The sequence below is a fragment of the Paracoccus sp. IB05 genome, from assembly GCF_016405985.1.
GTDB lineage: Bacteria > Pseudomonadota > Alphaproteobacteria > Rhodobacterales > Rhodobacteraceae > Pseudogemmobacter.
Genome location: NZ_JAEFCF010000016.1, coordinates 16,942 through 37,168, shown reverse-complemented (window position 1 = coordinate 37,168; position 20,227 = coordinate 16,942). Strand labels below are relative to the sequence as shown.

Annotated in this window: 21 protein-coding genes; 16 read left to right on the top strand and 5 right to left on the bottom strand. The window is 63.4% G+C overall.

All coding sequences use genetic code 11. From position 1 onward, the window contains the following. The first annotated feature begins 131 nt into the window (after nt 1-131). From JC607_RS12055 to JC607_RS12025, 7 genes are all read left to right on the top strand, one after another. Entirely contained in the window at nt 132-1,313 is a 1,182-nt protein-coding gene (locus JC607_RS12055) for an amino acid ABC transporter substrate-binding protein (RefSeq protein ID WP_198837176.1), read from the top strand. Between the two features lie 71 nt (nt 1,314-1,384). Continuing rightward, nucleotides 1,385-2,263: a branched-chain amino acid ABC transporter permease gene (locus tag JC607_RS12050; RefSeq protein ID WP_198837175.1), complete on the top strand. Its 879-nt coding sequence runs from the start codon at nt 1,385-1,387 to the stop codon at nt 2,261-2,263. A gap of 11 nt (nt 2,264-2,274) precedes the next feature. Continuing rightward, the gene (locus tag JC607_RS12045; RefSeq protein ID WP_198837174.1) at nt 2,275-3,219 is read left to right on the top strand and encodes a branched-chain amino acid ABC transporter permease; all 945 of its coding nucleotides are present in this window, start codon (nt 2,275-2,277) and stop codon (nt 3,217-3,219) included. Then, nucleotides 3,206-3,925 (top strand): ABC transporter ATP-binding protein, encoded by a 720-nt coding sequence (locus JC607_RS12040; protein ID WP_198837173.1) that lies wholly within the window; start codon nt 3,206-3,208, stop codon nt 3,923-3,925. The genes JC607_RS12045 and JC607_RS12040 overlap by 14 nt, the downstream gene beginning before the upstream one ends. Then, the gene (locus JC607_RS12035) at nt 3,922-4,668 is read left to right on the top strand and encodes an ABC transporter ATP-binding protein (protein WP_198837172.1); all 747 of its coding nucleotides are present in this window, start codon (nt 3,922-3,924) and stop codon (nt 4,666-4,668) included. Before JC607_RS12040 ends, JC607_RS12035 begins: the two co-directional genes overlap by 4 nt. Nucleotides 4,669-4,693: 25 nt before the next feature. Beyond that, entirely contained in the window at nt 4,694-5,491 is a 798-nt protein-coding gene (locus tag JC607_RS12030; RefSeq protein ID WP_198837171.1) for an alpha/beta fold hydrolase, read from the top strand. 104 nt (nt 5,492-5,595) lie between these two features. Continuing rightward, a complete protein-coding gene (locus JC607_RS12025) occupies nt 5,596-6,729 on the top strand; it encodes an NAD(P)/FAD-dependent oxidoreductase (RefSeq protein WP_198837170.1) in 1,134 nt (377 codons plus the stop codon). 102 nt (nt 6,730-6,831) lie between these two features. Here JC607_RS12025 and JC607_RS12020 read toward each other — a convergent pair whose 3' ends face one another. The 3 genes from JC607_RS12020 to JC607_RS12010 form a co-directional block, all read right to left on the bottom strand. Beyond that, on the bottom strand, nt 6,832-7,659 hold the full coding sequence (locus tag JC607_RS12020) for a phosphogluconate dehydrogenase C-terminal domain-containing protein (RefSeq protein ID WP_198837169.1): 828 nt from the start codon (nt 7,657-7,659) through the stop codon (nt 6,832-6,834). A 118-nt stretch (nt 7,660-7,777) separates the two neighbouring features. Continuing rightward, the gene (locus tag JC607_RS12015) at nt 7,778-9,238 is read right to left on the bottom strand and encodes an aldehyde dehydrogenase family protein (RefSeq protein ID WP_233092880.1); all 1,461 of its coding nucleotides are present in this window, start codon (nt 9,236-9,238) and stop codon (nt 7,778-7,780) included. A 65-nt stretch (nt 9,239-9,303) separates the two neighbouring features. Beyond that, on the bottom strand, nt 9,304-9,951 hold the full coding sequence (locus JC607_RS12010) for a GntR family transcriptional regulator (RefSeq protein ID WP_198837168.1): 648 nt from the start codon (nt 9,949-9,951) through the stop codon (nt 9,304-9,306). Nucleotides 9,952-10,170: 219 nt separating this feature from the next. On the opposite strand from JC607_RS12010, the gene JC607_RS12005 reads away from it, so the two are divergent. The 9 genes from JC607_RS12005 (at nt 10,171) to JC607_RS11965 (ending at nt 19,427) form a co-directional block, all read left to right on the top strand. Continuing rightward, nucleotides 10,171-11,154: a TRAP transporter substrate-binding protein gene (locus tag JC607_RS12005; protein ID WP_198837167.1), complete on the top strand. Its 984-nt coding sequence runs from the start codon at nt 10,171-10,173 to the stop codon at nt 11,152-11,154. Between the two features lie 96 nt (nt 11,155-11,250). Beyond that, a complete protein-coding gene (locus JC607_RS12000) occupies nt 11,251-11,736 on the top strand; it encodes a TRAP transporter small permease (RefSeq protein ID WP_198837166.1) in 486 nt (161 codons plus the stop codon). After that, a complete protein-coding gene (locus JC607_RS11995; RefSeq protein ID WP_198837165.1) occupies nt 11,733-13,013 on the top strand; it encodes a TRAP transporter large permease in 1,281 nt (426 codons plus the stop codon). The genes JC607_RS12000 and JC607_RS11995 overlap by 4 nt, the downstream gene beginning before the upstream one ends. A gap of 64 nt (nt 13,014-13,077) precedes the next feature. Beyond that, nucleotides 13,078-14,067, top strand: a complete 990-nt coding sequence (locus tag JC607_RS11990) for an Ldh family oxidoreductase (protein WP_198837164.1) — start codon at nt 13,078-13,080, stop codon at nt 14,065-14,067. A gap of 45 nt (nt 14,068-14,112) precedes the next feature. Then, nucleotides 14,113-15,324, top strand: a complete 1,212-nt coding sequence (locus JC607_RS11985) for an iron-containing alcohol dehydrogenase (RefSeq protein ID WP_198837163.1) — start codon at nt 14,113-14,115, stop codon at nt 15,322-15,324. Between the two features lie 18 nt (nt 15,325-15,342). Beyond that, nucleotides 15,343-16,803 (top strand): NAD-dependent succinate-semialdehyde dehydrogenase, encoded by a 1,461-nt coding sequence (locus tag JC607_RS11980; RefSeq protein WP_198837162.1) that lies wholly within the window; start codon nt 15,343-15,345, stop codon nt 16,801-16,803. 18 nt (nt 16,804-16,821) lie between these two features. Further along, nucleotides 16,822-17,907, top strand: a complete 1,086-nt coding sequence (locus JC607_RS11975; protein ID WP_198837161.1) for an isocitrate/isopropylmalate dehydrogenase family protein — start codon at nt 16,822-16,824, stop codon at nt 17,905-17,907. Between the two features lie 10 nt (nt 17,908-17,917). Then, entirely contained in the window at nt 17,918-18,808 is an 891-nt protein-coding gene (locus JC607_RS11970) for an NAD(P)-dependent oxidoreductase (RefSeq protein WP_198837160.1), read from the top strand. A 373-nt stretch (nt 18,809-19,181) separates the two neighbouring features. After that, nucleotides 19,182-19,427, top strand: a complete 246-nt coding sequence (locus tag JC607_RS11965) for a hypothetical protein (RefSeq protein WP_198837159.1) — start codon at nt 19,182-19,184, stop codon at nt 19,425-19,427. Nucleotides 19,428-19,608: 181 nt separating this feature from the next. On the opposite strand, the gene JC607_RS11960 is transcribed toward JC607_RS11965, so the two are convergent. Next, entirely contained in the window at nt 19,609-19,908 is a 300-nt protein-coding gene (locus JC607_RS11960) for a type II toxin-antitoxin system RelE/ParE family toxin (protein ID WP_198837158.1), read from the bottom strand. Next, complete coding sequence (locus JC607_RS11955) at nt 19,905-20,162, bottom strand: type II toxin-antitoxin system ParD family antitoxin (RefSeq protein ID WP_198837157.1); 258 nt, start codon at nt 20,160-20,162, stop codon at nt 19,905-19,907. The genes JC607_RS11960 and JC607_RS11955 overlap by 4 nt, the downstream gene beginning before the upstream one ends. Between the last annotated feature and the right edge of the window lie 65 nt (nt 20,163-20,227).

Here is a 20,227-nt window from a genome sequence, read left to right as displayed (position 1 = left end):
TCTAATGGCATTCATCGCCAAAAAACGGGTGGTGAAAAGGGCCGGAACCGGCGCGGGAGATCAGACAACCCGCCGGGGCCCAGACAAACAAAAGGCCGGGCAATACACGGCCAGACAACAGGGAAGACCAAATGAGACGCTTCACGAAAGCGGCGCTTTTGTGCGCCTGTATGACAAGTATCGCGCAGAGCGTTTTCGCCGATGAGGCCGGGCCGGTGCGCATTGGCTATTCGATGTCGCTGACCGGCATCTTTGCCCAGGCGGCGCCGTCGCAGGTGAATGCCTATACCCTCTGGGCCGAAGAGGTGAACGCAGCCGGCGGCCTGGATGTGGCCGGCGAAAAGCGTCCGGTCGAGTTCATCTCTTATGACGATCAGTCGAACCCCGCCAATGCGGTGCGCATCTATGAACGGCTGATCACCGAGGACAAGGTCGATCTTCTGGCCGCGCCCTGGTCGACGCCGATCCATCTTGCGCTGGCGCCGGTTCTCAGCCGCTATCAGTTTCCGATGGTCGGCAATACTGCGGCCTCGGTACAGCTGCGCGAGGTGGCGCCCGGCTATATCTGGTTTCCGACTGCCGTCATCCCCGACAAGCTGGGGGTGGAACTGGCAAAGCTGATGAAATCCGAAGAGATCACCTCCGCCGCGATCATGGCAAATGTCTCGCCGCTGTCGCAGGAGATCAAAACCTATCTGATCCCCGCGCTTGAGGCCGAGGGCATCACCGTCACCATGTCCGAGAATTATCCCCCGGATATCAGGGATATGACCACCCTGATCTCGCAGGCGAATGCGGGGTCGCCCGATGCGCTGATCGCGCTGAGCTATCCGGCGGATACTTTTCTCTTCACCGGCCAGGCGAAAGAGCTCGGCGTGAAGGCACCTTTCGTCCTGGCCCTGGTCGGGCCGACCATCGACGCCTATCAAAAGGCGATGGGGACGGCTGCGGACAATGTCGTCACCGTTGGCCATTGGTCGCCCAAACAGGAAGCCTGGCCGAAAGCGAAGATCTTCTTCGACGCCTATAGCGCCAGATATGGCGAGGCGCCCGACGCGCTCGACAGTGCGCTGGCCTATATGTCGCTGGAAATCCTTGAACAGGCGGTGGCTGTCGCCGGCCTCGACCGCGAGGCGCTGCGCGCGGAAATCGCCACGGCCACCTTCGACACGATCAACGGGCCGGTGAAGTTCGAGGGGGTCGAGAACACTGTCACGCCGACATCCTTCCTGCAAATCCAGGATGGCTCCCTCGAGCTGATCTGGCCGCAAGCGATCCGCACATCGGAATTCCGCCCGAAAACCGCCTGGTAAGGCATTCCCCGGCAGTTCACGGGCGGCCCTGACCGCCGCCCGTTCTTCTCAGATCCGAAAAGGGGGGGCCGATGGCGGCTCAACTGTTTTTTGCCGCGCTCTGTTCGGGTGCGCTCTATGCGCTTGTCGCTCTGGGGCTGAACCTCGTCTACGGCACGCTGCGGCTTTTGAACATCGCCCATGGCGATCTCGCGATGATCGGCGCCTATGTGGCCTTTGTCGCCTTTTCCACCTTCGGGCTGGCACCGCCGGTTTCGATGGTCCTTGCCGCAGGGCTATGTGCCGCGATGGGCTGGGCGCTTTATGCCGGGATCTTCAGACGACTGTTTGCGACACCCGAAACCGCACAGCGGCTGGAGGCCAATTCGCTGATCCTGTTCTACGGCGTCTCGGTCATCTTGCAAAATGTGATGGCGCTTGGCTTCACCTCGACCGCGCGCGGCTACAGCTATATGGGCGAGGTCTGGCGGATCGGGCCGGTCATGGCCTCGGGCAACCGTCTTCTGATGCTGGGCACCGCGCTTGCGATCTGTCTGGGGGTGCTGCTTGTGCTGCGCTTTCATGCCTTTGGCTGGAGCCTGCGCGCTGTGATCGAGCGGCGCGAGGCTGCCGGGATCGTCGGCGTCAATGTCGATCGCGTGCAGGGCATCACCATTGCGCTTGGTTTCGCGATCGCGGGTGTGGCGGGTGTGCTGGTCTCGATGACCGAACAGATCACGCCCTTCATGGGCTTTCCGCTGACCATCGCTGCCTTTGTGGTGATCGTTCTGGGCGGGCTGGGGAACATCTTTGCCGGGATCGTTGCGGGCTTCGTGCTCGGCTTTGTCGAGACCTTCGGCATCGCACTGACCTCGGCCACCTACCGGTCCATTCTCATCTACGGGCTTTTCGTCACGGTGCTGCTGCTGCGCCCGCAAGGCCTTTTCGGAAAGGCGATCCAGGTCAGATGAACATGGCTCAGATGAAACGATATTCCTATGATCTGCCGCTGGCCGGCCTGGTGCTGCTTTTCGCGCTGTCGCTTCCGCTCTGGGCCGGCGACTACATGCTGGGCGTTGGCTTCACGCTCGCCATGTGGCTGGCCATGGTGCAATCCTGGTCGCTGCTCAGCGCCACCACCGGCTATATTTCTCTGGGTCACGCGGTGTTTTGCGGCATCGGCGCCTATGCGATGGTGCTTGCTTTGCCGGTGATGGGCATTGCGATATCGCTGATTTTCGGCGGAGCAATGGCCGGGCTGGCGGCGCTGCTGATCGGGTTGCCGGTCATGCGGGTGCGCGGGCCCTATTTCGTCATCCTGACCTTTGGCCTTGCCGAGCTTGCCAAGGCCATCGTCATGCAGGCCGAGACCTCGATGGGCCAGTTCAGCCGGCTGATCTTCAACGCGCCCTCGCTGGCCGTGCTTTACTGGGTGATGCTGGCGCTTGCGGTGATTGCCGTGGCGGCGGCCTGGCTTCTGTCCCGATCGCGCCTTGGGGCCGGGCTGGTGGCGGTGCGCGAAAACGAAGAGGCCGCCGAGGCCGTCGGCGTGCCGGTGGCGCGGCTCAAGACGATTGCTCTGGTGCTGTCCGCAGTGATCCCCGGAATGATCGGCGGTCTTCTGACGCTGCGCTCGTCCTATTTCGACGCCGCCCAGGCCTTTGATCCGGTGCTGTCATTCACCACCGTCACCATGGCGATTGTCGGTGGATTGCGCTCGCCGCGCGGGCCATTCCTCGGCGCGATTGCCTTTGTCTTGCTGTCCGAGGTGCTCTGGCTGCGTCTGCCGCAGCTTTACATGATCGCGCTTGGCGCGCTGCTGATCGCCTTCATTCTCTTTGCACCCCGGGGGCTGGCCGGAATGGTGTCGCGCCTTTTCGCCTCTGGCGACAAATCAGGAAAGGTGGCCGGCCATGGCACTGCTTGAGATCCGGGATATCTCGAAATCCTTCGGCGGGATCAGGGCGCTGGATCAGATCACCTTCAGCGTCGAAGAGGGCGAGATCTTCGGGTTGATGGGCGCGAACGGGGCCGGCAAGACCACGCTTTTTGCGGTGATTGCGGGGCAGATCCGGCCAGGATCGGGCCAGGTTCTGCTGCGCGGTGAATGCATCACCGGCCTGCGCCCGGACCGGATCTGCCGTCGTGGCATTTCCCGCACCTTCCAGATCGTGCGGCCTTTTGGCGGGGTCACGGCCCTGGAAAACGCCACGATCTCGGCACTTTACGGGTCGGACAGCCCGCCCTCCCGCAAAGGGGCGACCGAGGCGGCGGCTGTCGCGCTGGAGGCGGTGGGGCTGGGCGCCCAGAAAGACCGGCCTGCCTCCGAGCTGACCCTGTCAGGCCAGAAGCGGCTTGAGATCGCCCGGGCGCTTTCGACCGGGGCCGGGGCTATCCTCCTGGACGAGGTCATGGCCGGCCTCACCCCTCCCGAGGTTGACGAGATGATCGCGACGCTCAGGGGTTTGCGTCACGACCGCAAGCTGACCTTCATCCTCGTGGAACATGTGATGAGTGCGCTGATGACCCTGTCGGACCGCGTCCTCGCCATGGATCGCGGGCGCATGGTCGCGCTTGGCGTACCCGATGAGATTTCGCGCAATAAAGACGTGCTGAAGGCGTATTTCGGATGATATCTCCCTCTCTTGCAGCGGTTTCTGAACCCCGGCCGCTTTTGTCGGTCGAAAAGCTTGAGGCCGGCTATGGCAGGGTGCAGATCCTGCGCGGAATCTCCCTGTCCATCGCTGCAGGCACGGTCACCGCGCTGGTTGGCCCCAATGGTGCCGGCAAGACCACGCTGATGAAGGCGATTGCCGGGATGATCCCGGCGCGCTCGGGGCAGATCCGGTTTGACGGGCGCGACATTCTTGCAATGCCCTCGTATCAGCGGGTCGAAAGCGGCATCGCGCTGGTGCCCGAAGGCCGGCTGATCTTCGCGCGGCTTTCGGTCGAGCAAAACCTGCGCCTTGGGGCCGTGGTGCCGCATGCCCGCAGCAAGGCGGACCAGACGCTTGCGGAAATCTACGAGCGTTTCCCGCGACTGGCAGAACGCAGAAACCAGGTGGCAGGGTCGATGTCCGGGGGCGAGCAGCAGATGCTGGCGCTCGGGCGCGGGCTGATGTCGCAGCCGAGGCTGATCCTGCTGGATGAGCCGACGCTGGGCCTTGCGCCGATCATGGTCGCCCGCGTTTTCGAGGTGATCGCAGAACTGCGCCAGGCGGGCTTTACCATCCTTCTGTCGGAACAGAATTCGCACCTCGCGCTCGGGGCCTGCGACTACGCCTATCTGATCGAGAACGGATCCATCCACCTGCAGGGAACCGGCGCTGACCTCGCGGGGAATGACGAGGTTCAGCGCCTTTATATGGGCCGCTGAACACAGCACGAAAAAGGAGACGGATATGAAAAGCATCACCATAAACAATCATCCGATGAGCTATGTCGAGGCGGGGGACCCTGCGAAACGCACCATCCTGCTGCTGTCTGGCTGGGCGCAGGATGACCGTCTCTTCAAGACACTGATCCCGGAACTGGCGCGCGATTTCCACGTCATCGCCCCGAATTATCGTGGCCATGACGCCGACCAGACCCTGCAGGGCGATTTCACCGGCGATGACCTGGTCGATGATGTCGGGGCCTTCATCAAAGCCCTGGATCTGAAGGATTTCCGCCTTGTGTCCACCTCGCATGGATGCTGGGTGAATATCGGGCTTTGCGACCGGTTCGGCCCTGATGTCCTGCCGCGCACCGTGGTGATCGACTGGCTGATGGAACCGCATGACGGTTTCTGGCAGCAGCTGCGCGAAGGCCAGGACCCCGAGAAGTTCCATATCGGCCGCAAGAGCTTTTTCGATGAATGGATCGCGGCGACCGACAATGCCGATGTGATCAACCATATTCAGAATGAGATGACCTGGTTCAGGGGCGAGATGTGGATCCGGGCCTGCCGCGAGATCGAGAAATCCTACCGCAAATGGGGCAGCCCGCTGAAGCGGATGGAGGCGCTCGCCGCGCATCCCGCGATCATGCATATCTATTCGCAGCCGCTTGGCGAGGAATACCGCAAGTTCCAGGCGGACTATGCCGCAAACGGCCATCCCTGGTTCATTCCGACCCATATTCCGGGCCAGACCCATTTCCCGACGCTCGAAAGCCCGGTTCCGGTCGCGGCGGCCATCGCGGGTTTTTACCGCGACTGAGACTGCCACTTCTGTAACCCACAACCGGCGCGGAAACGCCCCCGCAGCCCCGTTCGGGGCTGCGACCGGGGGGCGCTGTCATCCGCCAATCAAGGACTGAACGAATGACCTCTCAACTGACTGCTCTTGTGGCGGGTGGCGGCTTTGGCGGGCTGACGGCAGCGACCGCGCTGGCACAGCGCGGCTGGCAGGTAACGCTGTGCGAAAGGATGCCAGAGCTGCGGGCCTCGGGATCGGGGATCTATATCTGGGAAAATGGTTTGCGGATTCTCGATGCGCTCGGGGCTCAGGCGCTTGATGCGCGGGCCTTCCGGGGCTTTGCGATGGAACAGCGCAATGCCGCCAATGAGGTGATTGATGACGGGGCGTTCCCGCCGCATATCCGTCTTTACACGATTGCCCGCTCGGGTCTGATGAATGCGCTGCGCGACGCGGCGCTTCGGGCGGGGGTGAAGATCCGCACCGGCTGCGAGGTGCTTTCCGCCACGGCCTCGGGCGAGGTGCAGTTTCCGGGCGGTGACGGTGCGAGCGCGGATCTGGTGGTGGGCGCCGACGGGATCTGGTCGGGCGTCCGGCGCAGTCTTGGCCTCGAAGCCTCGCATGAGCTGACCCCGGAAGGGGCGCTGCGCGCGATCATCCCGGGCACTCAGGCCGATCTGGGCCCGGGCGGCGCGCGCAAATATCTCGAATGCTGGAACGGCGAGCGCCGCTTCCTGATCACGCCGATCAATGAAAGCGAGATCTATCTGGCGCTGACCTGCCAGGCCGGGGATGAAAGCGGCAAGCAGGTGCCGCTTGACAGGGCAAGCTGGTCGGCGTCGTTCCCGCATTGGGCGCATCTGATCGACCGGATCACCGAGACCCTGGCATGGAGCCCCTATAGCATCGTTAAGGTGAAGTCCTGGTCCTCGGGGCGCGCGGCGATCATCGGGGATGCGGCCCATGCGCAGCCGCCCAATCTGGGCCAGGGCGGCGGGATGGCCATGCAAAGCGCCCTGGCGCTGGCGGTGCATCTGGAAGGGGTCAGCGACCGGCGTGACATTCCCGATGCCCTGGCCCGCTGGGAGGCGGCTGAGCGCCCGCTGGCCGAGCATTGCCAGAAATGGTCCTGCATCTATGGCGAGGTCTCGACCCTGCCGGATGAGGTGCGCGACCGGGTGGTGGCGGCGGGCATGGCGGATACATGGCTGCGCAGCCAATTCCTGCGCGTGGCGATGTCGGTCCCGACCGGCACCTGACCCTGCCCGGGGCCTCGCGCCAGGGCACCGGATTATTGTCGCCGCGGGCACAGTGCCGGGAGAGGGAGACCGGGGAAACCGGTCTCCGCCTCGTCTGGTTGTTCAGGTGATCCGCACGATGCTGGCGCGGATTTCCTCGGGCTCGAACACTTTCTTCCAGTCGTCGCGCATCAGCATCGGACGCCCGAATTCAATGGCCTTCTCGCAGGCCTCCGAGAACTTTCCGGGGATCTCGTCGAACATCACAGCGGTCAGCACGCTCATATGGCCAAGCAGGAATTCGCGGGCGCAGTCGCGGTCGATGCCACGCCGGATCACCTCTTCCATCGCTTCGCGAAGCACGGTGACCAGCGAGGCGCAGACGGTTTCGGTCAGCCCAGGCTCCAGATAGGCCATATGTTCGACGGTCACGCGGTGGCTGCGCGCCACCGGGGCAAAGATCGCGCGGGCGACCGCATCGCCTAGCGCATATTGCGCCTCGCTGCCCTGCATCAGCGCGTTGACGATGCCCTGCGGCGCCGCAACACCGCCAAAGAAATCGCGCCGGCCGGCCTCGGTCTCTTCATTGCGGAAGAGGCCCGGATGGCAGGGATGGGTGACAAAATAGGCGATATCGTCGCGCGGCGGCAGGTGGCCGGCATGAGGTGCTGCGGGGTCGAGGCAGATCACCACGGTGCCAGAGGCGAGCTTTGGCACCACCAGCCCGGCGACCTTGCCGATCACGGCATCGGGCACCGCCAGCACCACCACGTCAGCACCGGTGACGGCCTCATCCGGCGCGACACAGGTGACCGCGAAGTCATCCTTCAGGCGCTGCTGGCCCTCGGGTGACAGTTCGACATGGGCCACGTCGAAGTCGGTTTTCAGCAGATTGCGGGTCAGGCGGGTGCCCATTTTGCCGCCCGCGCCGAACAGGGCTATTCTGGTCATGGTGATCTCCTCCAGCGGGTCCACGCCAACAGCGGACCGACCCGCCGCAGCAGGGGGCTGGCCGTTGCGATATGAAACGGGGCGGGCGCGCCCTCTCACGCGCCCGCGGGGACAGTCTTCAGCCGTGGCTGATGGTGACGGTCTTGATATGGGTGAAGCCGTTCAGCGCCTCGAAGCCCTTTTCGCGGCCATGGCCGGATTTGCCGACACCGCCAAAGGGAAGCTCGATCCCGCCGCCTGCACCGTAATTGTTGATGAAAACCTGGCCGGAATGGATCTTTTGCGCCATGCGCAGCTGACGCGAGCCGTCCTGGGTCCAGATCCCGGTCACGAGGCCATAATCGGTGCCATTGGCGATGGCGATGGCTTCGGCCTCATCCTCGAAGGGGATCAGAACCTGCACCGGCCCGAAAATCTCCTGCTGGGCCAGGGCGTGGTCGGGCGAGACTTCCGAGAAGAGCGTCGGCAGGATGTAATTGCCGCCCGCCGGTGCGTCCGCATGCAGCTTGCCCTGGGCTGCGGTGGTCAGTTCGGCGCGGCCCCGGTCAATAAAGCCCTGGACGATCTGATGCTGTTTCTTCGAGACGACAGGGCCGAGATTGTGGCTTTCAATCGCCGGGCCGACCGTCAGACCCTCATAGATCGCGATCATGCGGGCCTTCACCTCTTCATAGATGCCCTTCTGCACCAGCACCCGCGAAGCCGCCGAGCAGGTCTGGCCCGCATTTTGCATACAGGCGCCGACCAGAACCGGCATCGCTTTTTCCAGATCGACATCGTCGAACACGATATGCGGCGATTTACCACCCAGCTCCAGCGTGACTGGCACGACATTCTTCGCCGCCGCTTCCTGGATGCGCACGCCCGTCCCGACCGAGCCGGTGAAGGAGACATGGTTGATGCCCGGATGCGAGGACAGATGCGCGCCTACGTCATGGCCATAGCCGGTGACCACGTTGATCACGCCTGCCGGAACGCCGGCCTCTGCCGCGATGGCGGCAACCGCCAGGGACGAAAGCGAGGCATCCTCTGCCGGCTTCAGCACAACCGTGTTCCCGGCGGCGAGCGCCGCACCGACACCACGCCCGAGGATCTGCATCGGGTAATTCCACGGGATGATGATGCCGCAAACGCCATGCGGTTCACGCAAAGTGTAGACGGTGAAGCCTTCCTGATAGGGGATCGTGGTGCCCATCAGCTTGTCGGCGGCACCGGCGTAGAATTCGAGATAGCGGGCGAGCGCGATGGAATCATTGCGCGACTGGTTCAGCGGTTTGCCGACATCCAGCGTCTCGATCATCGCGAGCTCTTCGGCGCGTTCCAGCACCAGCGCCGACATTTTCATCAGGATCCGGCCGCGCTGCGTCGCGGTCAGCTTGCCCCATTCGCCATTCAGCGCGCCGCGCGCGGCGGCGACGGCGGCATCGACCTCGGCCACGGTGCCGCGTCCGATCTGACCGATCACTTCGCCGGTCGAAGGGTTCTCGACCGGGATCGTCTCAGCGCCCGCGGGCGTGATCCATGCGCCGTTTACGAACACTTTCGTGGAATCGATCCACATCAGTTGATCAAGTGCCATGATTTTCCTCCATATCTGACAAGAGGCGGCAATGCGCCTCGTAGGTATCTGATTTCAGACGGGTTTCAGCTTTCGATAAAGAACGGCTCGACCCGGTCTTTCGAATGGCCAAGGTGGCGCGCCATGGTTTCCCTCGCGGCTGCGGCGTCCTTGTTTCTGAGAGCCTCCAGCAAGTCCATATGTTCGCTGACGGCGCTTGTGGTGATCGTCGCGTGGTAGCGCAGGCGGAACAGATTCGAATGGATATAGAGCCGCGCCAGCGCCTCGGCGGCGACCTGGTTGCCGGCGATCCGGGCGATCCGGGCGTGGAAGGCATTGTCGCGCTCGGCAAAACTGCCGAAATTGTCGGGCCGGCTTTCGGCAGCGATGCGGCTCATCTCGGCGCAAAGCGCTTCGAGGGCGGCGATGTCTTCGGCGGTTGCCTTCTCTGCCGCCAGCGCCGCCAGTTCGGGCTCGATCATGCGGCGAAAGGCATAGACATCGCGAAAATGGCTGCCCTCGGGCAGGGGGGCGGCGGAAAAGCCGGAATTGAATTTCTGCTGCACAAGCCCTTCGGATTCCAGCCGGATCAACGCCGCCCGGATCGGCGTTTGCGACACGCCGAAATGACGCGCCAGCGCATCGACCGAGAGCCTTTCGCCCGGCGGGATCCGAAGCGAGATCAGATCTCCCAGCAAGGCATCGTAGATCTCATCCCCGAGCGGTTGCGACACATGCTTCTCCCGCGGGTGCTGCGCCGCAGAAGATAATTGTGGGCCAAGCGTCTTCCCTGACATTTTCCGTCTCCTCCCCGTCCGTAATCTCTTGACCCTTCCGCATCGGATGTCTAGCTTAAAATCGTATCGTATCGGATTTTCCGGTCCATACGTTGATATCATGACAAGGGTGGCGCGCGTTTCTGGAGGGAGTTCCGCCATCCCAGGGAGGATAAAATGTCGTTTAATTTCCGCGCTCTGGCGCTTTCTGCCGTTTCGGCTTGCGCCATGTTGGCTGGGACCGCGCTTGAAGCCCGCACCCTGAATATCGCGATGACCCCGCCGGAAGAATCGCATTACGGGGCGGCTGCCAAGGCTTTCAAGGAAAAGATCGAAGACCTGTCGGGCGGTGATATCACTGTCGAGATCAAAGCCAATGGCGTGCTTGGCGGCGAGCGCGAGATCCTCGAGGGGATGCAGATCGGCTCCATTGAAATGGGTGTCACCTCGACCGGTCCGGTCGGTGGTTTCGTGCCCTCGACCTATGTGCTCGACCTGCCGTTCCTGTTCAAAGATTACGCCAATGCGCGCGCCATCCTTGACGGCCCGATTGGCCAGGACCTGCTGGACGATTTCGAACCGATCGGGATCATGGCGCTTGGCTGGGCCGAAAATGGCTTCCGCTATGTCACCAATTCGAAAAAGCCGATCGAGACCCCGGAAGACATGAAGGACATGAAGATCCGCACGATGGAAAATGACATCCATCTGGGGTCTTTCACCGCGCTTGGGGCCGCACCGCTGCCGATGTCCTGGAACGAGGTCATCACGGCGCTGCAACAGGGCACCATCGACGGCCAGGAAACGCCGATGTCGATCTTCATCGCGAACCGCATCTGGGAAGTGCAGAAATACGCGACCCTGACCGGGCATTTCTATTCGCCTTCTCTGATCATGATGTCGAAAGTCCATTGGGACCAGCTGACCGAAGAAGAGCAGGGCTGGGTGCGTGAAGCGGCCTCTGCCGGTGTTGCCGCCAATCGCGCCTATGTCGAAAACGACGAAAAGCGCGGCCTTGAAATGCTGCGCGCCAATGGCATGGAAGTGATCGAAACCGTCGACCAGGAAGCTTTCGCCGAGGCAGTCTCGGCTGTTTATGACGTCTTCACCTCGACCTATGGCAGCGAGACGCTCGAGAAAATCCGCGCCGCGCAGCAGTGATCTGAGCCCGTCGCGCCCCGCCTGGACAGGCCCTGCTGAAGGGCCCGGGCAGGGGCGCGACCCCACTCTCCCACAACAACATATGGAGGAGGAGCGATGCGCAGGCTTGTGCACGCCGGAGAGAGGTTTGTCTCTCTTACACATAATATCGCGGCTGCATTGCTTGCCGTATCCGCAATTCTGGTCTTCCTGCAGGTGGTGTCGCGTTTCGGGGGCGGGCATTCGCTGGCCTGGACCGAGATTCTGGCGCGCGGCACGGTGATCTGGATGGTCTTCATGGCCGCCTGTGCCGGGTTCCGCCTTAACGCTATGATTCCGCTGGAATTCATTCGCGACGTGGTGCCGGCGCCGATCAAATCGCTGGTGCTCTGGGCGGTCTTTGTGCTGACGCTCGTCTTTCTGTTCGTGATGTCCTGGTACGGGATCCAGATGGCGATGCGGGTCGCGAACCAGAAGATCGCCATGCTCGGCGTCTCGATGGCCTGGTTCTATTCGGCAATCCCCGTTGGCTGCATCTGCGCACTGCCGGGCGTGCTCCTTGGCCATTTCCGCCCGGTCGCGGATGAAAGGTTGCCCGAATGAATATCGCTCTCGTATCCGCGCTGATCGTTCTTTTCGCGCTTTCGGTACCGGTGGCGGTTGCCATCGCGCTTTCCGCCATTTTCGGCATCACCATGTTCAGCAATCTGCCGCTGATGGTGGTGCCGCAAAAGATGTTCAACGCGCTGGACAGCTTTCCGCTGCTGGCGATCCCCTTCTTCATCCTTGCCGGCAATCTGATGAGCCATGGCGGCGTGTCGCGCCGGCTGGTTGATTTCGCGAAATCGATGGTTGGCGGTGTGCAAGGCGGGCTTGCCGCGTCTTGCGTGCTGACCTGCATGATCTTTTCCTCGATCTCGGGCTCTTCGGTCGCCACCACATTCGCTGTGGGTGCGATCCTGATCCCTGCCATGGTGAAACACGGCTATCCGACCCCGGTTGCGGGCACGATCCAGGCCGCTTCGGCGGAGCTGGGCGTGATCCTGCCGCCGTCGATCCCGATGATCCTTTACGCGGTCTCGACCGAGACCTCGGTCACCCAGGTCTTCATCGCGGGCATCGGCCCGGGCATCCTGATCGCGGTGGCGCTGATCGTGATGACGCAGATCTGGTGCCGCGTGAAAGGCTATGGCAAGAATGACGGCAATGACCGCCAGCCCTTCCTGAAATCCGCCGCCAGCGCCTTCTGGTCGCTGATGATGCCGGTGGTGATCGTGGGGGGCATCTATGGCGGTATCTTTACGCCCACTGAAGCCGCAGCTGTCGCCGTCTTCCTGGCGCTGGTCATCGGGCTTTTCATCTATCGCGAGCTGAGCTTCTCTGACCTGCCGAAGATCTTCCGCCAGTCGGTGGTATCGACCGGCGCGGTCATGCTGATCATCGCGGCGGCGGGACTGTTCTCGTTCCTCGTCTCGATGTCGGGTCTGCCGAAAATGGTGGGCGCCTGGGCCTCGGACAGCTTTGAAAGCTGGATCACCTTCCTGCTCTTTGTGAACCTGCTGCTCTTTGTCGTCGGCATGTTCGTCGAGACCTCGGCAGCGATCCTGGTGCTGGCGCCGATCCTTGCGCCGATTGCCATCGCTTATGGCGTCGATCCGGTGCATTTCGGCATGATCATGATCGTGAACCTTGCCATGGGGATGATCACGCCGCCGCTTGGGGTGAACCTTTTCGCTGCCGCATCGGTTGCAAAGATCCCGGTGCAGCGGATGTTCAAACCGCTGATCTGGCCGGTGTCGACGATCATTCTGTCGCTGATGCTCATCACCTATGTGCCACAGATATCGCTGTTCCTCCGCGATCTCTCTCTGGCGCAATAGGTAACCCCGGCGGCGACCGGTGCTCCCCCGGTTGCCGCCGCTCCCAGATACGAAGGCTGACCCCATGATCCCTGTCGAGGAAATCCGATCTGTCGCGATCCGCGCGCTGACCAAAGGCGGTCTTTCGCCCGAGCATGCTGCGATCCAGCTGGAGCTGCTGCTTGATGCCGAAATGCGCGGTGTTCCCTCGCATGGCCTTTTGCGGCTGCCCCGCGTGATCGAGCGGGTCGCGAATGGCGTGACCAATCCGGCGACCCGCGGCGCGCAGTCCTGGCGCGGCCAGGCGCTGCTGGATGTTGACGGCGAACAGGGGCTCGGGCCGGTTGTCGCCCTGGCCGCGCTTGAAACCGCGACCGCAAGGGCGGCTGAAACCGGCTCCTGTGTGGTGGCGATCCGCAATTGCGACCATCTCGGCATGCTCGCCTTCTATGCCGAAAAGCTGGCCCGTGACGGCAAGGTGCTTTTGGGCATGACCGTGTCCGAGGCGCTGGTTCACCCCTACGGCGGGCGGCACGCGATGATCGGCACCAATCCCATCACCATCGGCGTGCCGGCAGAGCCGCTGCCTTTTGTCTTCGACATGGCCACAAGCCTGGTCTCGATGGGCAAGATCCATGACCACGCCCATCGCGGCGCCCCGATCCCCGAAGGCTGGGCGCTGGATGCCGGGGGCAACCCGACCACCGACCCGAATGCCGCCAAGCTCGGCGCAATTGCCCCCTTTGGCGGCGCGAAAGGCTATGGCCTTGGGCTGGCGTTTGAGGTGCTGGTATCGGCGCTGACCGGATCGGCCATCGGCACCGCCGTGAAAGGCACCCTCGATTCCACCGAGCCCTGCAACAAGGGCGATCTTTTCGTGGTGATGGAGCCTGCCTCGGGCTTCATGCCGCTGGTCTCGGGCTTTCTGGAAGAGCTGCGCCATTCGGCGCCTGCCGATCCGGCACAGCCCGTCCGCATCCCCGGCGACCGTGCCACCGTCACCCGCGACCGCGCGGGCCGCGACGGGCTGACCGTCGCCATCGAAGTCTGGCAGCGCATTCAGGCGCTTTCATAAGCTATCAATACCGGCCCTGCCGACAGGGCAAAAAGGAGTAAAGTCATGCGGTTCGATTATGGTGTCACCCGCGCCCCGCAGCGCCTTGTTTTCGGCCCCGGCCAGCGTGCGGCTCTGGGCCGGCTGGCCCGCGACCTTGGCACCCGCGCGCTGATCTGCACCGATGAACGCCTGGGCGGGCTGCCGCTTCTGGGCGAGCTGGTGGCCGACTTGCAGGCAAATGGCGTCACGGTCGAGGTCTTCGCGGAAACCCAGCCAGAACTGCCGCTGGATGGCATCACCACCTGCGCCGAACGCTACAGGGATTTTGCCCCGGATATGGTGATCGGCTTTGGCGGTGGCAGCTGCCTTGATCTCGCGAAACTTGTGAGCCTGCTGCTGACCTTTCCCGGCCCGCTGTCTGCCTATTACGGTGAGTTCAGGATCCCCGGCCCGGTGCGCCCGATCATCGCGATCCCGACAACCGCCGGCACCGGATCCGAGGCCACCCCTGTCGCGGTTCTGGCCGATCCGGAGCGGGTGATGAAGGTGGGGATCTCGTCCCCCGAACTGATCCCCCATACCTCGATCTGCGACCCGGAACTGACCGTGACCTGCCCGAAGGGACTGACCGCGATCTCCGGCGCCGATGCCCTGGCCCATGCGATTGAGGGTTTTGCGGCTGTCAGCCGCGCGGCGACGCCGGATCTGGCGGTGACGCGTGTTTTCGTCGGCAAGAACACGCTTTCCGATGTCTACGCGCTGCGCGCGATCAGGCTGATCTTTGATCACCTGGAGACCGCCGTGACCCAGCCGGACAATATCGAGGCGCGCTCGGCCGTGATGCTCGGCTCGACCCTTGCCGGGCTGGCATTCGGCTCGGCCGGCACCGCAGCGGCGCACGCGATCCAATATCCGATCGGTGCGGAAACCCATACCGCGCATGGGCTTGGCGTTGGCGTGCTGCTGCCGTTCACCATGCGCTTCAACGCGCCGGTCGCGGCGGGCGATTACGCTGAAATCGCCCGCGAAATCGGCGTGGCGGGTGCTGCGGATGATGACGCAAAAGCCTCTGACGCGCTGATCGCGGCTTTGTCTGCGCTGTTCGCCCGTATCGGCATGCCCGCCACCATCGACAGGATCGGCGTGACCGAGGCCAGCCTCGAGTCCATCGCGATGCTCTCGATGAACGCGGCCCGCCTTGTGGAAAACAACCCCCGCCCGCTGTCGCCCGAGGCGATCCGTGAGATTCTCGACACTGCCATGGCGTCCGCCTGAGACCCTGAGGACTGTAAGATGACCCAAGACAACACCCCCCCCGAGACATCCTGGCCGACCGACCTTTTCATCGGCGGCAAATGGCGCGAAGGCGCCCGCCCGACCCGGATCGATGTGACCAACCCTTCCGACGGGTCGGTTCTGGGGTCCGTCGCCAATGCCGCGCCCGAAGATGCCATCGCCGCAGTTGACGCAGCCGCCGCAGCTGCTGCCGGCTGGGCCGCCACCCCCGCCCGCCAGCGCGGCGAGATCCTCAGGAAATGCTGGGAGCTGATGGTGCGCGACGGCGAAGCGCTTGCGCGTATCATCTCGCTGGAAAACGGCAAGGCGCTGAAAGATGCCCGCGGCGAAGTGGCCTATGCCGCCGAGTTCTTCCGCTGGTTCGCGGAAGAGGCCGTGCGTGGCCATGGCGATCTGGGCGTGGCACCCTCGGGCGCGAACCGGATTCTGGTGCAATATCAGCCAATTGGTGTCTCGCTTCTGATCACGCCCTGGAACTTCCCCGCCGCGATGGCGACCCGCAAGATCGCGCCGGCGCTGGCCGCTGGCTGCACCTGCGTGCTGAAACCCGCGACCGAGACGCCGCTGACCGCCTATGCCGTCGCCGCGATCCTCGCGGAAGCAGGCGTGCCGGATGGGGTGGTAAACGTGCTGACCACCTCGACCACCGGCCAGGTCGTGAACGCGATGCTGGATGATCCGCGCGTGCGCAAACTCTCCTTCACCGGCTCGACCGAAGTGGGCCGGGTGCTTTTGCGCAAGGCCGCCGATCAGGTGATCCATTCCTCGATGGAGCTCGGTGGCAATGCGCCTTTCGTCGTCTTCGATGATGCCGATCTGGATGCGGCCATTGAGGGCGCCATGATTGCCAAGATGCGCAATGGCGGCGAGGCCTGCACGGCGGCGAACCGCATCTATGTACAGCGCGGTGTGGTCGAAGAGTTTACCCGCCGGCTGACCGAACGCATGGCGGCCTTGCGGGTTGGCCCGGGCGCCGAGGAAACCACCGATCTTGGCCCGCTGGTCAATGCCGCTGCGGTGAAAAAGGTCGGCGAACTGGTCGATGACGCGGTGGCCAAAGGCGCACGCGTGACCACCGGTGGCAAGGCGATTGAAGGCGAGGGCTATTTCTACCCGGCCACCGTTCTGGCCGATGTGCCCGACACGGCTGATCTCGCGCGTGAGGAGATCTTCGGGCCGGTTGCGCCGATCTACACCTTCGACACCGAAGAAGAAGCCATTCGCCGCGCCAATGACACCGAATATGGCCTGGTGGCCTATGTCTACACGCAAGATCTGGCGCGTGGTCTGCGGGTGTCAGAAAAGCTGGAAGCCGGGATGCTGGCGCTGAACCGCGGTCTGGTCTCCGACCCGGCAGCCCCGTTTGGCGGCGTCAAGCAAAGCGGGCTGGGCCGCGAAGGCGCGCATCACGGGATGCTCGAATTCATGGAAGCCAAATATATCGCGACCAACTGGTAAGCGACGGGGATCTGCAACATGACCAATTACACGATTGCGACCATTGCCGGTGACGGTATCGGCCCCGAGATCACCGAGGCCACGATCAGGGTGCTGAAAGCGGCGGTTGGTGAAAATCTGCTGGACTTCCAGATGTTTGACGGCGGTGCCGGTCACTATGTCAAGACGGGCGATGTGCTGCCCGACGACACCTATGCCGCCTGCCGGTCCGCTGATGCGATCCTGCACGGGGCTGCCGGTCTGCCGGGCGTCGTCTATCCGGACGGGACGGAAGTCGGCAATGACCTGCACCTGCGACTGCGGTTCCGGCTCGACCTTTATGCCAATGTGCGCCCCGTGAAACTGCTGCCGGGCGTGCTGTCACCGCTGCGTGCCTTTGACGGCGGCGGCATTGATTACGTCATCATCCGCGAGAATACCGAAGGGCTTTATGCCAGCCGGGGCGCGGGTGTGGTCCTGCGCGATGAATTTGCCTCGGACAGCCTGGTAATCACCCGCAAGGGCACCGAGCGCGTGGCGAAATTCGCCTTTGATCTGGCGAAAAAGCGCAATGGCGCGCCGCGTGACGGCAAGTCGCGGGTCACGGTCTGCGACAAGGCGAATATCCTGCGCAGCTATGCCTTCTTCCGCAAAATCTGCGACGAGGTGCATCAGGGCTACCCCGATATCGGCATCGACTATGCCTATGCCGATGCTATCACCGTTCATATGGTGAAGCGCCCCGATTTCTACGATGTGATCGTGGCCGAGAATATGTTCGGCGACATCATTTCGGATCTGGGGGCCGCGACTGTGGGCGGCATGGGGATCTCGCCCTCGGGTGAAATCGGCGATGATTACGCGCTCTTCCAGGGCGCGCATGGCTCGGCCCCGGATATTGCCGGGCAGAATATCGCAAGCCCGGTGGCGAGCGTGCTGTCGGCGGTGATGATGCTGCGCTGGCTGGGCGACCGCAAAGGTGATGCGCGTCTGACCGAGGCGGGTGCCCGGATCGAAAGCGCCGTTGGCCGCGTGCTGGCGGCGGGCGAAACTGTCCCGGGCGATCTGGGCGGCCATGCGAAATGCACTGAAATGGCAGATGCGATCTGCCGCGCTCTGGCCTGAGGAGGGGTTCATGGGCAATCTCAAAGCTGGAATTATCGGTGTCGGCCTGATGGGGCATGGCATCGCGAAAAACGTGGTTTCCAAGGGCTGGGCGCTTGGGTTCCTTGACCATCCGGGCAACCAGGACTGCAGCGATCTCATCGGCTTTGGCGCGGCGAAATTCGCTGACAAGCATGATCTGGCGGCGGCGTCCGAAGTGATCATCCTCTGCGTTTCCGGGACGCCTCAGGTCGAAGACGTGCTTCTGGGTGAGAACGGCATCCTGAAAACGGTGAAAAAGGGCACGGTCATCATCGACTGCTCGACCGCGATCCCGAGCTCGACCGAGGCGATTGCGAATCAGGCCGAGGCCGCCGGCGCACTTTTCATGGATGCGCCAATGACCCGCACGCCGCTCGAGGCCGAGGCCGGGCGCCTGAACCTGCTGGTCGGCGCGGATCCGGAGCTTTTTGCGCGGATCCGCCCGCTGCTGGAAACCTTCGCCGAGAACATCTTCCATGCGGGCGGGCCGGGGGCCGGCCACAAGCTGAAACTGCTGCATAATTTCTGCTCGCTGGGCATGGTGACGCTGATCGGCGAAGCGGCGGCCTGTGCCGAGCGCGGCGGTATTTCGCCCGGAATCTTCACCGAGGTTCTGGCGAAAGGCGGCGGTTATGGCGCGGCATTCGACCGGGTCAGCCCCTTCCTGCTGGAGGGTGACAATTCGAAGATGAAGTTCTTCATCTCGAACGCCCATAAGGATCTGAGTTATTATGTCCAGATGGCCGAAGACGTCTCTGCCGGTCACCAGACGGCAAGCGGCGTTTATGGTGCGCTGCAAAGCCTGACGGATGGCGGCTTTGGCCAGGGTTTCCTGTCCGAAACCGCCCGCTATTTCGGCGAAGTGGCATCAAAAGGCTGAACCACCCGAAAACCCGCTGATCTTCCGGCCTTCCGGCTCCTTTTGAGGCGGAAGATCGGGGGGCCAGACCTCTGACAGTCCTGGGCCGCTGCCTCGATCCTGGCCAGGTTTCGCTGGAGAGGTCTCTCACTTCATTCCCGTTAAGGGGTAAGCTCGTCATGGCTGCGTCACGGCCACACCCGCGACCCGCCTGCCGGGGCATCAGCGGGCGCGGACGGGCTGGGCAATGTGCGTCGGGGACTTCGGATCTTCCCGCGCCTTACCGTGTGCAAGAATTTGCAGGCCGCCTGTGTCGCGGGCGGGCCATCTTCGTTCAGGGCCGAAGACATGATCGCGCTTTTCCCGCCTCTGCGACGATTGCCCCGGCGGTATAGTGTCGGGGGGTGAGCAACAGTTCCGCGCGCAGGCCTGCAGCCTTTGCACTGCGCCACGCCTTGTCATGCCGGACGAGCCGACCGAAGGCATCCGGCCCTTGATCCGCGAAGAGATTGTCGAGGCGCGTTTGATGCTGCGTGACCGGTTGCGGCTGACCATGCTGCTCGTCGGGCAGAACGAGGCCTTCCCCGGCGCGCCTTGCACCCGCAGCTATCGCCCTGAAACGGGCGGGCTGCTGACCTGACCAGCCCCGCCGGGGCAGAAATCCGGCCCGGGGTCCCGATCTGTGCGGGACGATGATCCTGCCTCCCGCTGTGGCGATGGCCGCAACCGGGGGCGCATGACCAGGAACCTGACCATGGGACGCTTTGCGACCACAGCTGGCGCGGGATTGTGCAGAGCGCCAGGGAATGTCCCGCGCCGGTTCAGCCCTGCGGGAACAGGATCGCCTCGACATCCATCGCGCCGTTCAGGATATGCAGCACCGTGACCCGGCCGGGATGGAGCTGATAGAAAATCAGATAGCGCCCATGCACCCGGCGGCGAATGCCATGGGCCTCGTAGCGGGGCACAATCGGCCAGGCTTCGGGATGCTCTGCCAGCTCAAGGCAGCTGCGGCCAAGCTCGCGGATAAAGGCGACAGCCCGCGCGGGATTGTCGCGCGCGATATAATCGCCGATGGATTCCAGATCCGCCTCGGCTGCGGCAGTGATCTCGACGATCATTCCGTCGCGCCACCCCTGACCTGATACTTCGCCTCAAGCCGCGCGAAGACCTCCCGGGCAGGTGTCACCCGCCCGGCCTCTGCCTCGGCGAGGCCCCGCGTGATGGCCTGATCGAGGACAGCCAGCCGTGCCTCGCGCTCCTGGATCAGCCGGATCCCCTCGCGCAGCACTTCACTTTTGGAGTTGTAGCGACCGGTCTCGACCAGCTTCGCCACGAAGCTCTCCAATTGCGTGCCCAGATCCGCACTGATCATCGCGGCCTCCCCTTGCTTTGCGCGCATCATGGCAGGCTTGATAACTGTTATCAAGTGATCTGCCA